This window comes from Clostridium paridis, from assembly GCF_016765615.1.
Taxonomy (GTDB): domain Bacteria; phylum Bacillota; class Clostridia; order Clostridiales; family Clostridiaceae; genus Clostridium_T; species Clostridium_T paridis.
Map to the genome: position 1 here is coordinate 1 of NZ_JAESWA010000002.1, position 18,829 is coordinate 18,829.

Sequence of the window (18,829 nt, forward strand, 5' to 3'; positions counted from 1 at the left end):
TGCTGCTGTTAATGTTGTCTTACCGTGGTCTACGTGACCTATTGTTCCAATGTTAACGTGTGGTTTGTTTCTTTCAAATTTTGCCTTTGACATTGTTTGATTCCTCCTTATAACTTTTTTAATAAACTTTGCCTAGCGTTTAGTTTTTAGAAAAAATTGGAGCTCACGATCGGGATTGAACCGACGACCTCCGCCTTACCAAGGCGACGCTCTACCGACTGAGCTACGTGAGCAACTTAAGTATATATATGTATATCATATATATACCAATTATAAAGTTTACTATCCCAATATTCATTTGTCAATATATAATATAATTTAATTACTATAATTGAGGCATTTTTCCAATTTTCTCTTAACCCTTTGCAATGCATTGTCTATGGACTTTGCATGTCTATCTAAATCACATGCTATTTCTTGATAAGATTTACCATCTAGATATGAAGTAAGAACTTCCATTTCAAGTTCAGTAAGAGTTTTAGATATTTCTTTTTCCATTCTTTCCATTTCTTCTTTACTTATTACAAGTTCTTCAGGATCAGTTATTTTAAGCCCTGATAATATATCTAATAAGGTTCTCTCTGATTCTTCTTCATATACCGGTTTATTAAGTGACACATAAGTATTAAGTGGTATATGTTTTTGTCTTGTAGCTGTTTTTATTGCAGTTATTATTTGTCTAGTCACACACAATTCTGCAAATGCTCTAAAAGATGAAAGTTTGTCAGGATTAAAGTCTCTAATAGCCTTATATAAGCCTATCATTCCTTCTTGATATATGTCTTCTTTATCTGCCCCTATTAAAAAATATGATTTAGCCTTAGTTTTTACAAAACTCTGAAATTTACTTATTATGTATTCTTGTGCTCTAGTATTACCATTCTTAGCTTTCGAAACTATCTCTTCATCTGCTAAATCTATAAATTCTAAGAAATCTTTAACAGGCTTTTTTCTATTCTCCATGACAATCCCCCCTTTGCAAGCAAATAACCATAATTAAACAATAATAAAATTCTGTTTACCTACTTCGTCTTATTTTATTTAATTTCTCTAAAACCATTTCATCTAAGCTATCTTCAAGTAAATTCTTTTTCCCCTTAGTAATCTTCTCAGTTTCAGATTTTATTTCTTTTTTCATTTGAATAGTTTCATGATAAAATTCCAGTGCCGAAATGCGCGTGGCCCCTCTTTGAAATATTGTTTGTTGTTCAAGCCAATCTGATGTAACAACCCAAATCTCAAATCTTCTGCCTAATTCATTTACGCTTCTTTCAATATAACTATCTGCCGTCTCTCCATCCTTTGTAAAAATAACAGTTAGCCTACTATCAATAATCTCTTTTTTTTCTAAATTTCCGCCAACCTTGTGAGCATCAAATACTATTTCTATATTACAATCATCAAAATTTGCAAAATTTTGCAAAATTTCAATAAGTTCTTGTCTTGCTGCTTCATAACTATAGGTTATGGCTTTTTTCAGATTGGGCCAAGAGTTTATTACATTATATCCGTCAATAAATATTTTTTTCAAAACCCCATCACTCTCAGATCTATTTTTTTATTATTCTAGATTTTAATACTTCATACATCATTATACCACCTGCAACTGAAGCGTTTAAAGAGTTTATTTTACCCACCATAGGTATTTTAACTAATTTATCGCATTTTTTTAGTGTAAGATTTGATATACCTTTTCCCTCACTGCCTATTACTATTGCACAAGCTCCAGAAAAATCTTCTGAATAACTATACTCCTCACCATCAATATCTGCACCATATACCCATAATCCTTTTTCTTTAAGTTCATCTATTGCCACATTTATATTTGTTACCTTTGCTATTTTCATATATTGAACTGCGCCAGCTGATGATTTGTATACTGTTGGAGTTACTCCGACATTTCTTCTTTTCGGAATAATTATACCATGAACTCCTGATAATTCAGCAGTTCTTATTATTGATCCTAAATTATGTGGATCTTCTATTTCATCCAAAACTACTATAAATGGTTTTTCGTTCCTATCCTCTGAAACCTTTAATATTTCATCTATAGTGCAATATTTAAACGGAGTAACAATAGCCATAACCCCTTGATGAACTCCGGTTTCAGTCATTGAATCTAATTTCTTTCTATCAACCTCTTTAATTACAATTCTCTTATCTTTTGCTAACTTAATTATTTGCTTTATTGAGCCTTCTACATCACCTTTAGCTACCATTATGTATTCTATGGTTCTATCAGATTTAAGCACTTCAATAACAGCATTTCTTCCTTCAACCAAATCCTCTCTTATTGGTTTTTGTTCGTCCTTGTCACTATTTCTATCAAATCTTCTATCTTCTGATCTTTTTTCTTCATTTCTTTTAGTATCATTTCTTTTAGTATCATTTCTTTTTTCTTCAAATCTCTTTTTCATTACTAGTTCTCCTTTATAAGATTTTCTTCAACAGATTTAAGTAAGATAAAATTTAATCTTTCTTTATCACCAATCAAATATAGATATCCTACCAAAGCTTCAAAACCTGTAGCTGCTCTATATTCTGTTACATCCGCATTCTTAGGAACAGTTGCTGATTTAGTGTTTCTTCCTCTTTTATATATGTAGTATTCTTCCTCTGTAAGCTCTTGTTCTATTCTCTTTATTATTTCACTTTGCGCATGAGCTTTTACATACTTAATTGCTTCTAAATGAAGTTTATGTGCTGATAACTCGCAGTTCTTATTTAATATATAATTTCTTATAAAAGTTTCAAAAACTCCATCACCTACAAATGCAAGTTGAAGTGGATTCAACCTACGAGCTTTTTCACTTGAAAATTTTTCATAAAGTAAATTATCCAAAATAGATTCTCCTTTATTTTGTATTTAACCTTTTAATTATATCACATTTGTAAATAGTAGTTAACATTTCTACTTATGCAACATTTAAATAAATACTTTCCCAAATATCATTTATTAATTTTCTATAGAAAAAGAGAGCTTTTACAGCTCTCTTAAATATTATATCTTCTTCCACCTTACACCTTGAGGTGTATCTTCCAAAATTATTCCTCTACTCTTTAAATCATCTCTAATTTTATCAGCCAATGCAAAATCTCTATTCTTTCTTGCATTTTGTCTCTCTTCTATCAGCTTTTCTACTTCTTCTTCCAAGCTAACCTTAGTTGATTTTTGTAGTATACCTAATGGATTTCCTAATTCTCTAATTATACTTAATGCACCATTTACTAATTCTTTTGAAGATTCTACTGTAATATTTGAATTTATATCTCTTGATAAATCAAAAAGTACAGAAATAGCATCTGCAGTATTAAAATCGTCATCCATTTTTTCAATATATCTTTGTCTATATGAATCTAGAGACTCTAAGTATTTCTTTTCATCTTCACTAATTTCTTCTCTTTTTACTTCATCTAACAAGCTTTCTAAATTAGATATAGCATTATACAGTCTTTCTACTGATGCCTTAGCTGAATCTAAAAGCTCATCAGAGAAATTAAGCTGAATTCTATAATGTCCTGATAGCATTAAAAATCTTATTACATCTGCATCATATTTTTCAAGTGCATCTCTTGCTGTAAGAAAGTTATTTAAAGACTTAGACATTTTCTGATTATTAACATTAAGAAATGCTGCATGCATCCAGTAATTTGCGAATTGCTTACCTGTTAGTGCTTCACTTTGAGCAATCTCATTCTCATGATGTGGGAATACTAAGTCTGAACCACCGGCATGTATATCTATAGTATCACCTAAAATATTTTTTGCCATGCATGAACACTCAATATGCCAGCCTGGTCTTCCCTTACCCCATGGGCAATCCCAACCTGGTTCACCTGGCTTTAAGGCCTTCCATATTGCAAAATCCATTGGATCTTGCTTTCTCTCATCTACTGATATTCTAGCACCTGCCTGCAAGTCTTCTAAACTTTGTCCTGAGAGTTTTCCATAACTCTCAAAATTCTTTGTTTTAAAATATACATCACCATCAACTTCATATGCATATCCTTTTTCAATTAACTCTTCAACAAATGAAATTATTTGATTTACATATTCTGTGGCTCTAGGGTTAACTGTAGCCCTTTTTATATTTAATCCATCAGCATCTTTATAATATTCAGAAATATATCTATCTCCAATTTCCTTTACTGTTGTTTCTTCCTCATTTGCTTTAGTAATTAATTTATCATCGATATCAGTAAAGTTTTGTACGAACTTAACATTATATCCTCTATATTCAAGATATCTTCTAATAGTATCAAATACTATAAAAGTTCTTCCGTTTCCTATATGAAAGAAGTTATATACCGTAGGTCCACACACATACATTTTTACCTCACCTGGAGTTATTGGTATAAACTCTTCTTTTTTTCTCGTTAATGTATTATATAGCCTCATTTTTTACCTCCTTTTAAAATTTTTATATTAACTATTTTAATCCAATTGATTTTTCACTTTATTATATACTTCATCTATATTAATTACTTCAATATCTGAAGAATTTCTTAGTTTAAATTCAATTTGTCCTTCTGCTATTTTCTTACCAACAGTTATTCTCATAGGAATTCCTATCAAATCTGAATCCTTAAATTTAACTCCTGCTCTTTCATTTCTATCATCCATAATTACTTCTACATGCATACTCTTAAGCTTGTTATAGATTTCTTCTGCAACTTTCATTTGAGCTTCATCTTTAATATTTACCGGAATTACTGAAACATGATAAGGAGCAACTGATATTGGCCATACTATTCCATTTTCATCATGATGTTGTTCAATTATTGATGCCATAGTTCTAGTTACACCGATGCCATAGCAACCCATGATAAATGGTTTTGATTCTCCCTTTTCATCGATAAAATTAGCATTCATAGATTCTGAATATTTTGTTCCAAGCTTAAATATGTGTCCAACTTCTGTTCCTCTTGAAATAGTTATTTTAGCTCCACAATGAGGACATATTTCCCCTTCAGTGATATTTCTATAATCTCCAAGTTTTCCATCAAAATCTCTTCCGTAGTTTACGTTTGATAAATGATATCCAGTTTCATTAGCTCCAACAATAAAATTGTACATGTTTGATACTTCATTATCAACTAATAATTCATCAACTTTTATTCCTATTGGCCCTGCAAAACCTATTGCTGCACCTGTTGCCTTAACAACATCTTCTGCGCTTGCCATCTCTAGTTCTATAACTCCTCCTAAAGCATTTGCTACTTTAGTTTCGTTAACTTCTCTATCTCCTCTAACCATTACTGCAACTATCTTACCATCTGCATTATAAATAAGAGTTTTAACAAATTTCTTAGCTGTAGTATTAAAGAACTTTATTAATTCATCTATAGTTCTTACATTTGGAGTTTCAACTTTTTCAATTTCTTTTAATTCAGTTACTTGCTCTTTTTCTGGTGTTGATGGAGCTTTTTCTATATTAGCTGCATAATCACAAGCTGTACAGAATACCACATCATCTTCCCCTACTTCAGATTTAACCATAAATTCTGCCGAGTTAGATCCACCGATAGCACCTGAATCAGCTTCAACGCATTTTGCATCTAATCCACATCTATTAAATATCTTAACATATGCTTCATGCATTTTATCATAACTTAAATCTAATCCTTCTTGATCTTTATCAAAGCTATAAGCATCCTTCATTATAAACTCTCTACTTCTCATAACTCCGAATCTAGGTCTTCTTTCATCTCTATATTTTGTTTGGATTTGATATAATGTTAATGGTAGTTGTTTATATGACTTTATTTCATTTCTAGCTATATCTGTAAACACTTCTTCATGAGTTGGTCCTAAACAAAAATCTCTTGAATTTCTATCTTTTAATCTGAACATCTCTGCTCCATATGCATCCCATCTGCCGGATTCTTGCCATAATTCAGCTGGAAGCATAGCAGATGCTAGGAATTCTTGTGCTCCTGCATTATCCATTTCTTCTTTTACTATTTGCTCAATGTTTCTTAATACCTTTAATCCTAATGGCATATAATTATATATTCCTGCTGCCATTTTTCTCATAAGACCAGCTCTTAACATAAGTTTATGACTTTCTATTTCTGCTTCTGCTGGCACTTCTCTTAATGTAGATACTAACATATTTGACATCTTCATATTAATAATACCTCCAAGTCTATTTCTAATTAAAAAATAAAAAAAGTCCACCCTGTATTAGGGCGAACTTATAGTCGCGGTACCACCTAAATTTGTACTCTAGTAATTTTAACGGTATTAAACCGATAGTTTTTGCCTACAACTCCGAAGCGGGTTCGAAACAGGTGAAAATCTCACAGCCTAGGATTCTCTCTCTGAAAAGTAGTTTCTACTATTCTTCTTCAATGCTTTGCATATTAATTTTTGTTTTTTTATTATATCTAGTTTTAATAATCCTGTCAACAACATGCTAAAATCAAATTAAATTTTCAGCGATAATTAAATCCTCAGGCGTTGTTATTTTTATATTATTATAATCTCCATGATATAAAAATACTTTTTCTCCATAAAGTTCGGCTACCATAGTATCATCTGTAACTACAGTTCCCTTTTCTCTAACACTTTCATGTGCCTTTAATATCAAGTTATGCTTAAAACTTTGTGGTGTTTGAACAGCAAATAAAGTATTCCTATCAGGAGTTTCTTTTGAAAACCCATTCTCTCCAATTACTTTAATCGTATCTTTTGGAGTCACACCACATGCTGCTGCCCCATATAATTTAGCATATTTTATGCCATTTTCTATTATTTCATTAGAAACAAATGGTCTAGCTCCATCATGAATTAAAACTATTTCAGCATCACCCTCAATTGATTTTAATCCATAGTATACGGAGTCACTTCTTTCCTTCCCACCAGAAACTATCTTCCATACATTTAAGTTATATTTATACAAAATATTTTCTCTGCAATATTCTATTTCATCCTCTGGCAGGACTAATACAACCTTATCTATATTCTTGTTTTCCAAAAATTTTTCAAGTGTATAATATAAGATTGGTTTTCCTTTTAGTTCAATAAATTGTTTGCTTATATCTGCTGACATCCTTTTACCTTTTCCACCAGCAACTATAACAGCAACTACTTTATTCATATTTTTTCATTCCCAACTATTATGCTTCTTTTTGTCTTGCAAATATCATTCTACCTGCTGCAGTTTGAAGAACAGAAGTTACTACAACATCTAATTCTTCTCCTATAAATCTTCTTCCACCTTCAACAACTATCATAGTACCATCATCAAGATATGCAACTCCTTGGCCTGATTCTTTACCATCTTTAATGACTTGTATTCTCATCTCTTCACCTGGTATTACAACTGGTTTAATTGCATTAGCAAGTTCATTTATATTTAAAACTGGAACTCCTTGAAATTCAGCAACTTTATTTAAGTTATAATCATTTGTTACAACCTTGCCGTTTAATTTTTGTGCAAGCTTAAGTAACTTAGAATCAACTTCAGCTATTTCTGGAAAGTCCCCTTCCCATATTTCAACTTCTATAGCTAATTCTTTTTGAATTTTATTTAGTATATCAAGGCCTCTTCTTCCTCTATTTCTTTTTAAAGAATCTGAAGAGTCAGATATATGTCTAAGTTCATCCAAAACAAAACTCGGAATAACCAATGGACCTTCAACAAATCCAGTTTGGCAAATATCAAATATCCTTCCGTCAATTATAACTGATGTATCTAGAACTTTTGCTATTCCTTTTACTTTTGACTTTTTTTCCTTTGTGCCTCTTTTAATCGAAAGAAGTAAATTCGTTATATCTTCTTTTTTCTTTATAGAAACATCTGCACCTATAACCGCTGCTATAATATTCACCATAGTAAACATTATAGGTCCAATTATAGGATATAGTTTATTAAGAGGTAGCGATATAAGTGTTGTTATAATAAGTACAATTATTGCACCTACAGCTCCAAAAATTATCTCTGAAGCACTTAAACGCTGCATACTTTTTTCTACATATTCAATTAGCCTAGTAATTCCATTATAAATAAATGGTGATAACAAAAATAATATAATTCCAAATAAAACAGTTATAAGTCCTAAAAATGATACCTTACCGAAAGTTGAATTTGCAAAGAATCCTAAATCAGCAATCACTTCAATTTTCAAAAGAGCATCTCCAATTATGAATCCAATAATAAGCCCAATTACAGAAAAAACTATTCTTAATATCTTCTTTAACATCTTTTCACCTCCTTCGTGTAAAAACTTAGATATTTATCATTTTTTTAATATTATATCACATTCCCGGCGATTATATATTAATATTTAGATAATTTTAATTTAATTCAATTCATATTTCAAATTATTATCCCCCTATCAAAAAAGAGAAATTTGAATTATCATAAATACATAATCCTACTTCACCCCATTTAACTATTATTGACAAAAATGTATTAAAATATTTATAATTAATATAAGCATAACAACCATGTGAGGAGTTGATAGCATGAAAGATGTAATTTTTGATGATTTCCAAAACTCTGTAAATGAATCCTTGTTAAGGCATAAAAGTATTTTAGATATATTAAGCAAACTTTCTGAATCCCAATCAAAAGTTAATAGAGCTGTAACAAAAGCAGTAACTAATTGTGGTTGCATTAAAATAAATGCTTCTCGTCAAATACTCCCTTCTGATGAAGATTCACTAGAAAACTTAGATAATTGTCTAAAATCACACTTAGAGGGACAATTGTGTGATAGTTGTAGAGAAATAGTAGAAAGAGAAATTGGTAACAATCTCTTCTATCTAACATCCCTATGTAATACTCTTGATTTAAATTTATATGATATTTTGATTAAAGAAAATGACAAAATAAACACTTTAGGGAAATTTACTTTTAGATAATAATAGGTAGAAACCTTTGTTTCTACCTATTATTATTCCATGAAATTACATTAATAATCTCAACATTTAAAATTTTTAAATAAATTCTATACTTGTTTGTTTAATTCAACCTGTTCTTCAATTCTTCTTAAGCCATTTCTTATAGCTTTTGCTCTAGCTTCCCCAATCCCCTCAACTTTATCTAGGTCATCATTTGTTGCTTCAATAATATTTTTAAGTTCTCTAAAATGTTTTACTAGGTTTTCAATTACTGATGACGGTATTCTAGGAATCTTACTTACAATTCTATAACCTCTTGGTGATATTAACGTATCTATTAATGAAACTCCATCAAAGCCTAACTTCTTACCTATAGCATCTAAGTCTAATAATTCTTCTGAAGTTAACTTTTGTATTTCCTTATATATATCATTAAAATCTAAGTCAAGACGGCAATAATCTCTAATCAGTAGTATCCCATCCTGTTCGATACTCTTAACAAGTTCTGCAAGTTGCATAGAAATTAATCTACCTTCATTTCCTAACTCTACAATATACCGTTCAATTTCTCCCACAATTCTCATTACCATTTCAGTTCTTTGAATTGCAGTAATTACATCAAACAATGTTGTTAAGTCTTGGAATTCTAGTACATTCAAGTTATTTTTAACTCTATCTAAAACTGCAACATATTTTTCAAGTGTTTGTATTGCCTGATTTGCTCTTGCAATTATTGCTGATGTCTCTCTTAAAACATACTTTAAATCGCCTTTATATATTGTGATTATATTTCTCCTTTGAGATATAGCAACTACAATAACTCCTGTTTCCTTAGCCACCCTTTGAGCAGTTCTATGTCTTGTTCCTGTTTCGAATGTCGGTATTGTTGAATCTGGAACCATTTGAACATTTGCATAAACTATTCTTTTAAAGTCAGAGCTTATTACAATAGCTCCATCCATCTTAGCTAACTCATATACATAAGATGGAGTATATTCAGAATTAATTTTAAATCCCCCATCTACCAATCTCATTACTTCTTCATTATCACTAAACACTAAAAGTGCTCCTGTTTTTGCTCTTAAAATATTCTCAAGTCCATCACGTAGTATTGTTCCAGGAGCTAATATCTTTAATATTTTTTTAATTTCCTTATCCTGTTCAATCCTCATACTATCACCTAATTCCTAAAAAATCTTATTTATTACCTCTCTTAAACTAGAAACTCCTATTACATTAACTCCTTTAGCATCTAGCTTATCTTTATTTCTATATGGAATGATAACATGTTCAAATCCCATCTTACTTGCCTCATTGACTATTCTTTCACAAGAAGAAATAGGTCTAATTTCTCCAGTTAACCCAACTTCCCCTACTGCCATCATCTTAGACAGTTTAAAATCTTTGTTTTTAATTGATGATAAAAGTGCTAATGCAACACCTAAATCTCCCGTTGTTCCGTCAATATTTAATCCACCAACAACATTTATATATACATCACAGTTGTAAAAAGGTATTCTAAGTTTCTTTTCTAAAACTGCTAATATTAGACTTAATCTTGAATTATCTATTCCAACTGCTGTTCTTCTTGGCATAACAGCTTTAGTTTCTGTAACTAGTGCTTGAATCTCTACTAATATAGGTCTAGAACCTTCCATTATTCCTATTACTATAGATCCTTCTTGACTTCCGTCTCTTTCTTGAAGAAATAATTTTGATGGGTCATAGACTTCAACTAATCCTTCTCCCATCATTTCAAAAACTCCAATTTCTCTTGTGGTTCCGAATCTATTCTTCATTGTTCTAAGTACCCTAAATTCCTCGGTTCTTTCTCCTTCAAATGAAAGAACTGTATCAACCATATGCTCTAGTACTCTAGGTCCTGCAAGTTCCCCCTGCTTAGTTACATGCGCAACTATAAATAGAGGAATATTATTACCTTTGGCAATTCTCATAATTGCATTTGAACATTCTCTAACTTGAGATACTGATCCAGGTGCTGAGGTTACACCTTGTTTATACATGGTTTGAATGGAATCTATAATTACGAAAATAGGTGATAATTCATTTATATGTGCTTCAATAATTTCTAAATTAGTTTCCGATACAATATATAAATTTTGAGAGTCTACGCCTAACCTATCCCCTCTTATTTTAATCTGCTCTTCTGATTCTTCACCAGATACATATAATACTTTCCCATAATTTTTAGCTATGTTTTGAGCTGTTTGTAGAAGCAAAGTAGATTTACCTATTCCAGGATCTCCTGAAATTAATGTAAGGGATCCTTTTACAAGTCCTCCACCTAGAACTCTGTTCAACTCTTTTATTCCTGTATTAAATCTTTCTTTTTCACCAGACTTAATTTCTCCTATATTCTTTGGAATACTCGATGGATTTAAGGCTATACCTCTACTTTTAGCAGTTTCTTTAGTATCCTTTACTTCCTCCTGGAAGCTATTCCACGCGTTACAATCTGGACACTTACCCATCCACTTTGGAGACTCATATCCACATTCTTGACATATGTACACAGTTTTTATCTTCGCCATTTTTCACCAACCTCAATTGTTATATTATAACAACTCTTAATTATAATAACATATATTTATTTTAATTATAATACTCTTACTATATATTTATACTAGAAAATATGCAAATATAAAAGCTCCCTAGAATACCTAGGAAGCTTTTATATGTTCGGAAAATCTTAAGGGACTTAAATCTATATTATATCGATACTTACTATTTTAAATTTTCTAGTTTAGAAGCTGCTGCTTCATCTATTACTACTACAACATCTCTGTGCATTTGTACCATTGATGCTGGAATTTGAGTTGTTATCTTTCCATTTATAACTTTGTTTATAGCTTCTGCTTTTTCTGCTCCGTTAGCAATTAATAGTATCTTCTTAGCTTTCATTATTCCGCCTAATCCCATTGTTACTGCTTGAGTTGGAACTTCGTCTTTTGAAGCAAAGAATCTTGCATTAGCTTCAATTGTACTTTCTGTTAAGTTTGTTAAATGAGTACCTAAATCTAATTCTTCACCTGGTTCATTAAAACCAATGTGTCCATTACTTCCGATTCCAACTAATTGTACATCTATTCCACCTAAAGCTTCAATTTTCTTATCATACTCTGCACCTTCTGCATTTATATCTTTTGCTAATCCATTTGGAACAAAAGTATGGTCTTTTCTTATATTTACATGATCAAAGAAATTTGAGTTCATAAAATATCTATAACTTTGATTATGATCTCCTGATAATCCAACATATTCATCTAAATTAACTGATGTAACTTGAGAAAAATCAACTTTCTTCTCTTTATACATATCTATTAATTCCTTATACATTCCTACTGGAGTACCTCCAGTTGCAAGTCCAATAACTGCGTTTGGTTTTTCATTTACTACCTTAGCTATTTCTTCTGCTGCTAATCTGCTCATTTCTTCATAAGATTTTGCAATAATTACTTTCATTTTAGTTTCCCCTCTCTTCTTGAAATATTAACTTGTAATATATATTTGTCACTCCTATATATTGACTCTTCAACAAACAATACTTTCTTTGGTCCCATAAATGTTCTATTGTAAGTCTTTAATAAAGGAACTTCTTTATCTACATTAAAAATTTTCTTATACTCATTATTCATGAGTACGCCTCTTATTTCAGATTCAGAATGATCTACAACATAACCGAACCCTTCAAGTATTTTAAAAAGTGAACCTTTTAGCATTTCCTTATCTATATATCCGCAATAAGCGCATGGAATATACACTAATTCATTTGCTATTACTTCTCTATCTACTATTCTTACTCTGTTAATTAAATATATTTGTTCAAATGGAAATACTTCTTGTAATTCGACTGGAGTTTCAATTACCTTAAATTCGATTACTTTGGTCTCCAAGCTTCTTCCAGTTTTTTTTATGATTTCTGAAAAACTCATCATATCTTCCTGTTTAACTTTTGGATCGCATACAAAGGTACCTTTACCTTTTTCTCGAATCAAAATCCCCTCTTGTACGAGCTCTCCCAACGCTTGTCTAATTGTCATTCTTGAAACACCATAAGTTTCTGTCAATTCTCTCTCGCTTGCAATACATTCTCCAACTTTCCAAATACCATTAGTAATTTTGTTTTTAATGTCTTCTTTAAGTTGATAGTATACTGGGATAGGACTATTTTTATCTATCATAATTGATTCCTCCTAATATTATTATATCAAAATTTCTATAGATGTCTAGACCACTAGATAAGTTTTTTTTATTTTTTTTCACATATAACATTATAATCTACATATAATAATGATGAAAAGTGTTGATTTTTCCTGTTGTATGAACTAAAATATTATTAATAAATAATAATTATTATTTAATTGAAAGGTGTGACGTTCATGGTAAAAGTATATACTACTAATTCTTGTCCTTGGTGTGTTAAGGCTAAGAATTATTTAAAATCTAACGATATAGCATTTGAAGAATTAAATGTTCAAGATGATATGCAAGCTAGAGAAGAAATGGTAAGTAAATCTAGACAAATGGGTGTGCCTGTATTAGATATTAATGGTACAGTTATTGTAGGCTTTGACAAACCTGCTATAGATAAAGCTTTAAGTTTATAATTTATACCTAAAAAGAGGCCTGGAAAAATTCCAAGTCTCTTTTATTTTTATCACCATTTATATCCGTTAACTGAACCCCAACTCCAATCACAGTCATATACCTTCCAATTTTCATTTTCTTTAATTAGTAAAAATTGATAGGAATATTCTCCTGTACCCAGTTGTGCTATTTTATTAGCTTCCTCAGTTAAGGTTTTAAATACTTTAATTCTTACAAATTTATATTCAGTATTTTTTATTTTATCAAATTTATCTTTATATTGATTTTTATAATAATTTATTACCTCTTCATCTACACCCATAAAATCTCTTACTTCTAGACTAACTACATCACTGTCTTTATTTTCGATAGAGTTAATTTCTTCACTGATAGAATTATTTTTTGAACTTAAATTTTTTAGGCTAATCTTATCATTATTTGAATAAGCTTTTAAAAATTGTAGTGCTACTTTTTCAGTTTCATCACTAGGTCTTTCTTTTATATCGTACTTTATTCCTGAATTTTTATTATTTTCAAAATACGTATTCAATGAAGCTAAAAATTCATTTGTCATCCCTTTTGTAGCTATATTACCATATCCATACAGTTCTCCTTCACTATCATTTGTCCATATAATATTATATCCTCCAGCCTCCCTCTTCATCGGTATAACTATTTTATCAATCTTATTATTTCTTTCACTACCGTTGAATTCAGTAATATTTATTCCCTTATCATATTCTATATTTAACAATATATTACCATTTGCTTCATAATTATCATAGATGCCTGCTTCTGTAATAAATGACTTTACCATAGTATTATCTTTCCTTGAAATAACGTCAGCTAAAGTCTTATATATATTACTTACTATATTCTCATCTTTTATTGGAATTTCTGTACTTCCATTCGATAAAGTTACTCTGCTGGCAGCAAGTAAGGTTTTTGTCTCTCCACTTCGTGATGCTTCATTATTTGCCACCTTACTTCTACCTGTTATATCTAAAACTCTTATGGATATAGCTATAGGAATAAAAATAACTATAGCTGCAATAGCAATCTTCATAACTGTATTACTAAAAAAAGTCTTTTTTCTGCTTTCTTTATATGATGATTTATCCAATATGTTTTTATAAATATCTTGGGATTTTCTTTCTTCTATTTTCTTATTCTCCACATTATCTGTTAAAGATTTCTTTATTATTTCATTAAATTTCATTGATAGCTACCTCCTTCTTCTCTAAGGCTTTTTTTAAATATTTTTTGCCATTATGAAGTCTAGATTTTGCTGTTCCTTCTGATATATCTAAAATCCTTGAAATTTCTTTTATAGATAAGTCATTATAATAAAACAAGATAATAGGAACTTTTAATTTAGGTGAAAGATTATTTATTTCACTCAAAATTATATTTGAGTTTTCTACTGTACTTACATACTCTTCTGGATCATGCGAGTCATCAATCTTTTCAAAATTTAGATTACTAGTAAAATCCAAAAATTCTACAATTGAATAAAACTTTTTAAAATAGCTTCTACAACTATTAACTGTAATCTTATATATCCAGGCTTCAAAAGCCTCTGGATTCTTTAGTGTATGAATATTATTAATAATTTTAATAAACACTTCCTGAACTACATCCTCAGCTTGAGTATTATTATTTAATATTAGTAAAGCTGTTCTATATATCTTATCTTTGTATATCTCATAAATGTGCCTAAATTCATCCTTGTCACCATTTATGAAGTTTCTTATTATCTCATAATTCATAGTTCTCCCCCTATCCTTCACTTAATAGACAAGGCTTTTAATAAAAAGGTTCACTTTTCTTTTAAAATTTCCAGTTTTTTTTTAGTTTTCCATTATGTAACTATAAATTGATTATAAATAAAAAGCTTTTAAAAATACATGTAATTTATTTATTTGATTATGAGAATAATAAATAAGTAAAATTATTAAAGGAGTGATTTTTTATGAGAGAAAAAAGAAAAATGACTTTTACAGATGAAAATGGAGATAAAGTTAGCTACACAATTTTAGATCAAGTTCTTATTAACTCCAGCGAGTATGTTATCATGGCTCCAACAGATAATGAGAAAAAGCTTGAATTCTACAAAATAAATTTTGATAGCAAATTAAATGAAAGTCTTACTGCTATTGAAAGCGAAAGTGAAATTTCTATGATTAAGGATGTAGCACATATTAGTTAATCTATCTAATTAACATTAAAAAAGCATCTTTTTGTCTTTTGTCCTTTAATTTTATATTAAAAATAAAAAAGAACTATATTTCAAAAAATTATTGAAATATAGTTCTTTTGATGTTATTCGCCAATATTTAAAACTATAGCTTTACGTCTAGACATTGCTTCAATTGAATATCTAATACCTTGAGTCCCTATTCCAGAAGCCTTTGTTCCTGTGAATGGGAAGTGGTCTGGTCCTCTTTCTGGTTTATTATTAACTTGGACTGTTCCTACATCTACTTTATCAGCTACATAAAATGCTTTATCTATATCTTTAGTAAATACTGAAGACTGTAATCCATATTTAGATTTATTAGTAATATCTATTGCTTCATCTACATCCTTAACTCTTATAATTGGAAGTACTGGACCGAAAGGTTCTTCCCATGCCACTCTCATATCTTGAGTTACATAATCAAATAATGTTGGGTAAATTAAATTACCTTCTCTATTTCCTCCAACTAAAAGTTTTGCACCTTTATCTTTTGCATCTTTAATTAGTTCCTCTACATAGTCAGCTGCAGCATCATCTATTAATGGTGCTATATTAACATCTTCTTTTAAAGGATTTCCTACCTTTAAAGTTTTAACTTTCTCTTCTACTTTTTTAACTAATTCATCTGCTACTTTATCTACTACTAATATTCTTTTTACAGCAGTACACCTTTGACCTGAATATGAATATGCTCCAGAAACAATATTCTTAGCTGCTAAATCAAGATCTGCATCCTCTAATACTATTGCAGCATCCTTACCTCCTAATTCCATTAGTAGTGGTGTCATAGTTGATATCTTGGAAATATGAACTCCTACTTCTGTACTTCCTGTAAAATTAATAAAATCTACTAGTGGATGTGTTACTACATAATCACCAATTTCGCTTCCTCTTCCAGTTATAGTATTTAAGACCCCTGCTGGAACTCCAGCTTCTTGGAATACTCTAACTAAGTGAAGTGCACTTATACTACCTTGAGTTGCAGGTTTTAGAACTACACTATTTCCTGCCATTAATGCAGGAGCTATTTTTGATGCTGATAAATTTACTGGATAATTAAAAGGTGATATAGCAAGAACAACTCCTAATGGAACTCTATTTACTATACTTATCTTACCTTTTCCTGTGCCAGGGAATAAATCTCCTGGAACAGTTTCTCCAGTCATATTTTTAGCAGTATCTGCAGTAAATCTTATATAGTCAGCTGTTCTATGAACTTCTGATACAGCACTGTTTCTATCTTTTGCAATTTCTCTTATCATAACTTCAGCTATCTCGTCTGCATTTTTATCTAATAAATCAGCAGCTTTTAACAATATTAAAGCTCTCTCATTTAATGGTATCTTGTTCCAACCCTCTTGTGCATCTCTTGCATTAGCAATTGCATTATCTGCTTCTTCTTTACTCATGGCTTGAACTTTTCCAATTACTGATCCATCACATGGAGATTTAATTTCTATGAGTTTACTTGTTTCACTTGTAACCCAATTTCCACCAACTAGGTTTCTGTAAATATTGTTTTCACAACACAAATTCTTAAACATGTTTTTTACCTCCTTTTCTATAAAGCCTGATCAATTTTATCCCTATCAAATCCTACTATTATACTACCATTTATATCTATAACAGGTACACTTCTTTGTCCTGATACCCTAAATACTTCTTCTCTATTTTCTTTAGCATCAGCTACTATAATTTCTTCATACTCAACGCCTTTAATATCAAAATATTTTTTAGCTTTAACGCACCAAGGACACCAATCTGTTGAATATATTTTTACCATTACTTATCTCTCCTTTGTTCTACAATATATTTTTCAGCATCTAATGCAGCTATAGTTCCATCCGCTACAGCAGTAGTTATTTGTCTAAATTGCTTTTCCCTTACGTCTCCAGCAGCATAAACACCTTTTACATTAGTTCTCATATTTTCATCTGCAATTATATATCCTGCCTTAGTTAAATTTAAATCGTTCTTGAATAGGTCAGTTTTAGGTTCTGTTCCTATATATCCAAATACAGCATCCATTGCAATTTCCTTTTGTTCTCCCGTAACTGTATTTTTAATAATTCCTCTATCTATGAAGCTTTCTCCTTCAACATTTACTAAATCCCAGTTATACATTACTTCAATCTTAGGATGATTTAGTACTTCATGAAGTGTAGCTTTCTCTCCTTTGAAATAATCATATCTTCTTATCATAATTACCTTTTTAGCAAACTTTGTTAAGAATAATGCCTCTTCTAAAGCTGAATTTCCACCTCCAACTACGGCGATTACTTTATCTTCATACATTGCGCCATCACAAACAGCACAATAATGTACTCCCTTACTAGTGAATTTTTCTTCATTAGGTAGTGGAAGTTTCTTAGGAGTTGCCCCTGTTGAGATTATTACAGCTTTTGGTTTATAAATATATGAATCAGTTTCTATTATCTTTTCATTATCAGTTAACTTAGCACTTTGTACTGAATCAAATTCATCAATTACTGCTCCAAGCTCCTCTGCCTGCTCTTGCATTAAATCTGCAAGTTTTCCGCCCTCAACTGTTTTGAAACCTGGATAATTTTCTATAGTATAACTTGTTCTCACCTGTCCACCTAATACAGCATTTTCTAAAAGCATCATATTAAGCTTAGCCCTTGCTGCATATATAGCTGCAGTCAACCCAGCTGGTCCTCCACCAATTATCATTAATTCTATATTTTTTATCTCTTTGCTCATATATTGCTTCACTCCTCACTTACCCCCCAGGGGTATGTCTAGTTTTATTATAGCATACTTTATTTCGATTTCAAGTATTTTCTAATAAAAATTATTAATTAACAATTGTATCACAATCTTCTCCTATACCTATTATTATTCTTCAAAATTATAAATAATACTCTTCACTTTTTTCCCTAAAAGATCGTCAAGGAGATTATGAACCGTAGATTTTTTATAGGGAACTTATAATATTACACTGAGCATAAAATATTATAAATTCCTAAAGAGTAAAAAAATAAAAAGAGTCAATTTGAACTGAACCCATAATTTTAGACAATTTTTAATTAAGCTATCTTCAAGGACTGGAGCCTGTATTGAACAGGACTCAGTCCTTTTAGTTTGATCTTAATACGATTATTGTTGTA

22 protein-coding genes and 1 tRNA gene are annotated in these 18,829 nt (G+C 30.4%); 3 read left to right on the forward strand and 20 right to left on the reverse strand.

Translation table 11 applies throughout. The features are described from left to right. From JK634_RS00355 to JK634_RS00400, 10 genes are all read right to left on the reverse strand, one after another. Positions 1-93 (reverse strand): GTP-binding protein (locus JK634_RS00355; protein WP_202765650.1); only part of this gene is annotated, 93 nt, incomplete at its 3' end. A gap of 64 nt (positions 94-157) precedes the next feature. Continuing rightward, positions 158-233 (reverse strand) — tRNA-Thr (locus JK634_RS00360). Positions 234-318: 85 nt separating this feature from the next. Then, positions 319-963: an RNA polymerase sporulation sigma factor SigH gene (sigH, locus tag JK634_RS00365; protein WP_202765651.1), complete on the reverse strand. Its 645-nt coding sequence runs from the start codon at positions 961-963 to the stop codon at positions 319-321. Between the two features lie 55 nt (positions 964-1,018). Beyond that, positions 1,019-1,531: an NYN domain-containing protein gene (locus tag JK634_RS00370; RefSeq protein WP_202765652.1), complete on the reverse strand. Its 513-nt coding sequence runs from the start codon at positions 1,529-1,531 to the stop codon at positions 1,019-1,021. Between the two features lie 19 nt (positions 1,532-1,550). Then, positions 1,551-2,417, reverse strand: a complete 867-nt coding sequence (gene rlmB, locus JK634_RS00375) for a 23S rRNA (guanosine(2251)-2'-O)-methyltransferase RlmB (protein WP_202765653.1) — start codon at positions 2,415-2,417, stop codon at positions 1,551-1,553. Between the two features lie 2 nt (positions 2,418-2,419). After that, entirely contained in the window at positions 2,420-2,842 is a 423-nt protein-coding gene (locus tag JK634_RS00380) for a Mini-ribonuclease 3 (RefSeq protein ID WP_207753563.1), read from the reverse strand. 159 nt (positions 2,843-3,001) lie between these two features. Beyond that, positions 3,002-4,399: a cysteine--tRNA ligase gene (gene cysS, locus JK634_RS00385; protein ID WP_202765654.1), complete on the reverse strand. Its 1,398-nt coding sequence runs from the start codon at positions 4,397-4,399 to the stop codon at positions 3,002-3,004. Between the two features lie 36 nt (positions 4,400-4,435). Then, positions 4,436-6,130: a proline--tRNA ligase gene (locus JK634_RS00390; protein WP_202765655.1), complete on the reverse strand. Its 1,695-nt coding sequence runs from the start codon at positions 6,128-6,130 to the stop codon at positions 4,436-4,438. A 295-nt stretch (positions 6,131-6,425) separates the two neighbouring features. Beyond that, positions 6,426-7,103: a 2-C-methyl-D-erythritol 4-phosphate cytidylyltransferase gene (gene ispD, locus JK634_RS00395; protein WP_202765656.1), complete on the reverse strand. Its 678-nt coding sequence runs from the start codon at positions 7,101-7,103 to the stop codon at positions 6,426-6,428. A 19-nt stretch (positions 7,104-7,122) separates the two neighbouring features. Beyond that, entirely contained in the window at positions 7,123-8,208 is a 1,086-nt protein-coding gene (locus JK634_RS00400; protein WP_202765657.1) for a PIN/TRAM domain-containing protein, read from the reverse strand. A gap of 265 nt (positions 8,209-8,473) precedes the next feature. On the opposite strand from JK634_RS00400, the gene JK634_RS00405 reads away from it, so the two are divergent. Continuing rightward, positions 8,474-8,872, forward strand: a complete 399-nt coding sequence (locus JK634_RS00405; protein WP_202765658.1) for a nucleoside triphosphate pyrophosphohydrolase family protein — start codon at positions 8,474-8,476, stop codon at positions 8,870-8,872. An 86-nt stretch (positions 8,873-8,958) separates the two neighbouring features. Here JK634_RS00405 and disA read toward each other — a convergent pair whose 3' ends face one another. From disA to JK634_RS00425, 4 genes are all read right to left on the reverse strand, one after another. After that, positions 8,959-10,023 carry a DNA integrity scanning diadenylate cyclase DisA gene (disA, locus tag JK634_RS00410; protein ID WP_202765659.1) on the reverse strand — a complete coding sequence of 355 codons (1,065 nt, stop codon included), beginning with the start codon at positions 10,021-10,023 and terminating at the stop codon, positions 8,959-8,961. A 15-nt stretch (positions 10,024-10,038) separates the two neighbouring features. Then, on the reverse strand, positions 10,039-11,403 hold the full coding sequence (radA, locus tag JK634_RS00415; RefSeq protein WP_202765660.1) for a DNA repair protein RadA: 1,365 nt from the start codon (positions 11,401-11,403) through the stop codon (positions 10,039-10,041). Between the two features lie 193 nt (positions 11,404-11,596). After that, a complete protein-coding gene (gene nagB, locus JK634_RS00420) occupies positions 11,597-12,334 on the reverse strand; it encodes a glucosamine-6-phosphate deaminase (RefSeq protein ID WP_202765661.1) in 738 nt (245 codons plus the stop codon). After that, positions 12,331-13,053 carry a GntR family transcriptional regulator gene (locus tag JK634_RS00425; RefSeq protein ID WP_202765662.1) on the reverse strand — a complete coding sequence of 241 codons (723 nt, stop codon included), beginning with the start codon at positions 13,051-13,053 and terminating at the stop codon, positions 12,331-12,333. Before JK634_RS00425 ends, nagB begins: the two co-directional genes overlap by 4 nt. Before the next feature lie 198 nt (positions 13,054-13,251). Between JK634_RS00425 and JK634_RS00430 the strand changes: the two genes are divergently transcribed. Beyond that, positions 13,252-13,479, forward strand: coding sequence for a glutaredoxin family protein (locus tag JK634_RS00430; protein ID WP_202765663.1), 228 nt, complete (start codon positions 13,252-13,254; stop codon positions 13,477-13,479). Between the two features lie 50 nt (positions 13,480-13,529). Here JK634_RS00430 and JK634_RS00435 read toward each other — a convergent pair whose 3' ends face one another. Both JK634_RS00435 and JK634_RS00440 read right to left on the reverse strand, forming a co-directional pair. Beyond that, positions 13,530-14,678 (reverse strand): hypothetical protein, encoded by a 1,149-nt coding sequence (locus tag JK634_RS00435; RefSeq protein ID WP_202765664.1) that lies wholly within the window; start codon positions 14,676-14,678, stop codon positions 13,530-13,532. After that, positions 14,668-15,228 (reverse strand): RNA polymerase sigma factor, encoded by a 561-nt coding sequence (locus tag JK634_RS00440; RefSeq protein WP_202765665.1) that lies wholly within the window; start codon positions 15,226-15,228, stop codon positions 14,668-14,670. Before JK634_RS00440 ends, JK634_RS00435 begins: the two co-directional genes overlap by 11 nt. A 203-nt stretch (positions 15,229-15,431) precedes the next feature. On the opposite strand from JK634_RS00440, the gene JK634_RS00445 reads away from it, so the two are divergent. After that, entirely contained in the window at positions 15,432-15,668 is a 237-nt protein-coding gene (locus JK634_RS00445) for a DUF1292 domain-containing protein (RefSeq protein WP_202765666.1), read from the forward strand. Between the two features lie 113 nt (positions 15,669-15,781). Here the strand turns inward: JK634_RS00445 and JK634_RS00450 are convergent, their stop codons facing one another. The 4 genes from JK634_RS00450 to JK634_RS00465 form a co-directional block, all read right to left on the reverse strand. Further along, the gene (locus JK634_RS00450) at positions 15,782-17,242 is read right to left on the reverse strand and encodes an NADP-dependent glyceraldehyde-3-phosphate dehydrogenase (RefSeq protein ID WP_202765667.1); all 1,461 of its coding nucleotides are present in this window, start codon (positions 17,240-17,242) and stop codon (positions 15,782-15,784) included. 17 nt (positions 17,243-17,259) lie between these two features. Then, complete coding sequence (locus JK634_RS00455) at positions 17,260-17,481, reverse strand: glutaredoxin family protein (protein ID WP_202765668.1); 222 nt, start codon at positions 17,479-17,481, stop codon at positions 17,260-17,262. Then, entirely contained in the window at positions 17,481-18,422 is a 942-nt protein-coding gene (locus tag JK634_RS00460) for an NAD(P)/FAD-dependent oxidoreductase (protein ID WP_202765669.1), read from the reverse strand. The genes JK634_RS00455 and JK634_RS00460 overlap by 1 nt, the downstream gene beginning before the upstream one ends. A gap of 326 nt (positions 18,423-18,748) precedes the next feature. After that, positions 18,749-18,829: IS3 family transposase (locus JK634_RS00465; RefSeq protein WP_202765671.1), on the reverse strand; the 81-nt coding region annotated here is incomplete at its 5' end.

Bases quoted from the DNA above. Each gene is read 5' to 3' on its own strand.
- sigH (WP_202765651.1), bottom strand. From the start codon at position 963: ATGGAGAATAGAAAAAAGCCTGTTAAAGATTTCTTAGAATTTATAGAT.
- rlmB (WP_202765653.1), bottom strand. From the start codon at position 2,417: ATGAAAAAGAGATTTGAAGAAAAAAGAAATGATACTAAAAGAAATGAT.
- cysS (WP_202765654.1), bottom strand. From the start codon at position 4,399: ATGAGGCTATATAATACATTAACGAGAAAAAAAGAAGAGTTTATACCA.
- JK634_RS00390 (WP_202765655.1), bottom strand. From the start codon at position 6,130: ATGAAGATGTCAAATATGTTAGTATCTACATTAAGAGAAGTGCCAGCA.
- ispD (WP_202765656.1), bottom strand. From the start codon at position 7,103: ATGAATAAAGTAGTTGCTGTTATAGTTGCTGGTGGAAAAGGTAAAAGG.
- JK634_RS00400 (WP_202765657.1), bottom strand. From the start codon at position 8,208: ATGTTAAAGAAGATATTAAGAATAGTTTTTTCTGTAATTGGGCTTATT.
- JK634_RS00405 (WP_202765658.1), top strand. From the start codon at position 8,474: ATGAAAGATGTAATTTTTGATGATTTCCAAAACTCTGTAAATGAATCC.
- disA (WP_202765659.1), bottom strand. From the start codon at position 10,023: ATGAGGATTGAACAGGATAAGGAAATTAAAAAAATATTAAAGATATTA.
- radA (WP_202765660.1), bottom strand. From the start codon at position 11,403: ATGGCGAAGATAAAAACTGTGTACATATGTCAAGAATGTGGATATGAG.
- nagB (WP_202765661.1), bottom strand. From the start codon at position 12,334: ATGAAAGTAATTATTGCAAAATCTTATGAAGAAATGAGCAGATTAGCA.
- JK634_RS00425 (WP_202765662.1), bottom strand. From the start codon at position 13,053: ATGATAGATAAAAATAGTCCTATCCCAGTATACTATCAACTTAAAGAA.
- JK634_RS00430 (WP_202765663.1), top strand. From the start codon at position 13,252: ATGGTAAAAGTATATACTACTAATTCTTGTCCTTGGTGTGTTAAGGCT.
- JK634_RS00435 (WP_202765664.1), bottom strand. From the start codon at position 14,678: ATGAAATTTAATGAAATAATAAAGAAATCTTTAACAGATAATGTGGAG.
- JK634_RS00440 (WP_202765665.1), bottom strand. From the start codon at position 15,228: ATGAATTATGAGATAATAAGAAACTTCATAAATGGTGACAAGGATGAA.
- JK634_RS00445 (WP_202765666.1), top strand. From the start codon at position 15,432: ATGAGAGAAAAAAGAAAAATGACTTTTACAGATGAAAATGGAGATAAA.
- JK634_RS00450 (WP_202765667.1), bottom strand. From the start codon at position 17,242: ATGTTTAAGAATTTGTGTTGTGAAAACAATATTTACAGAAACCTAGTT.
- JK634_RS00455 (WP_202765668.1), bottom strand. From the start codon at position 17,481: ATGGTAAAAATATATTCAACAGATTGGTGTCCTTGGTGCGTTAAAGCT.
- JK634_RS00460 (WP_202765669.1), bottom strand. From the start codon at position 18,422: ATGAGCAAAGAGATAAAAAATATAGAATTAATGATAATTGGTGGAGGA.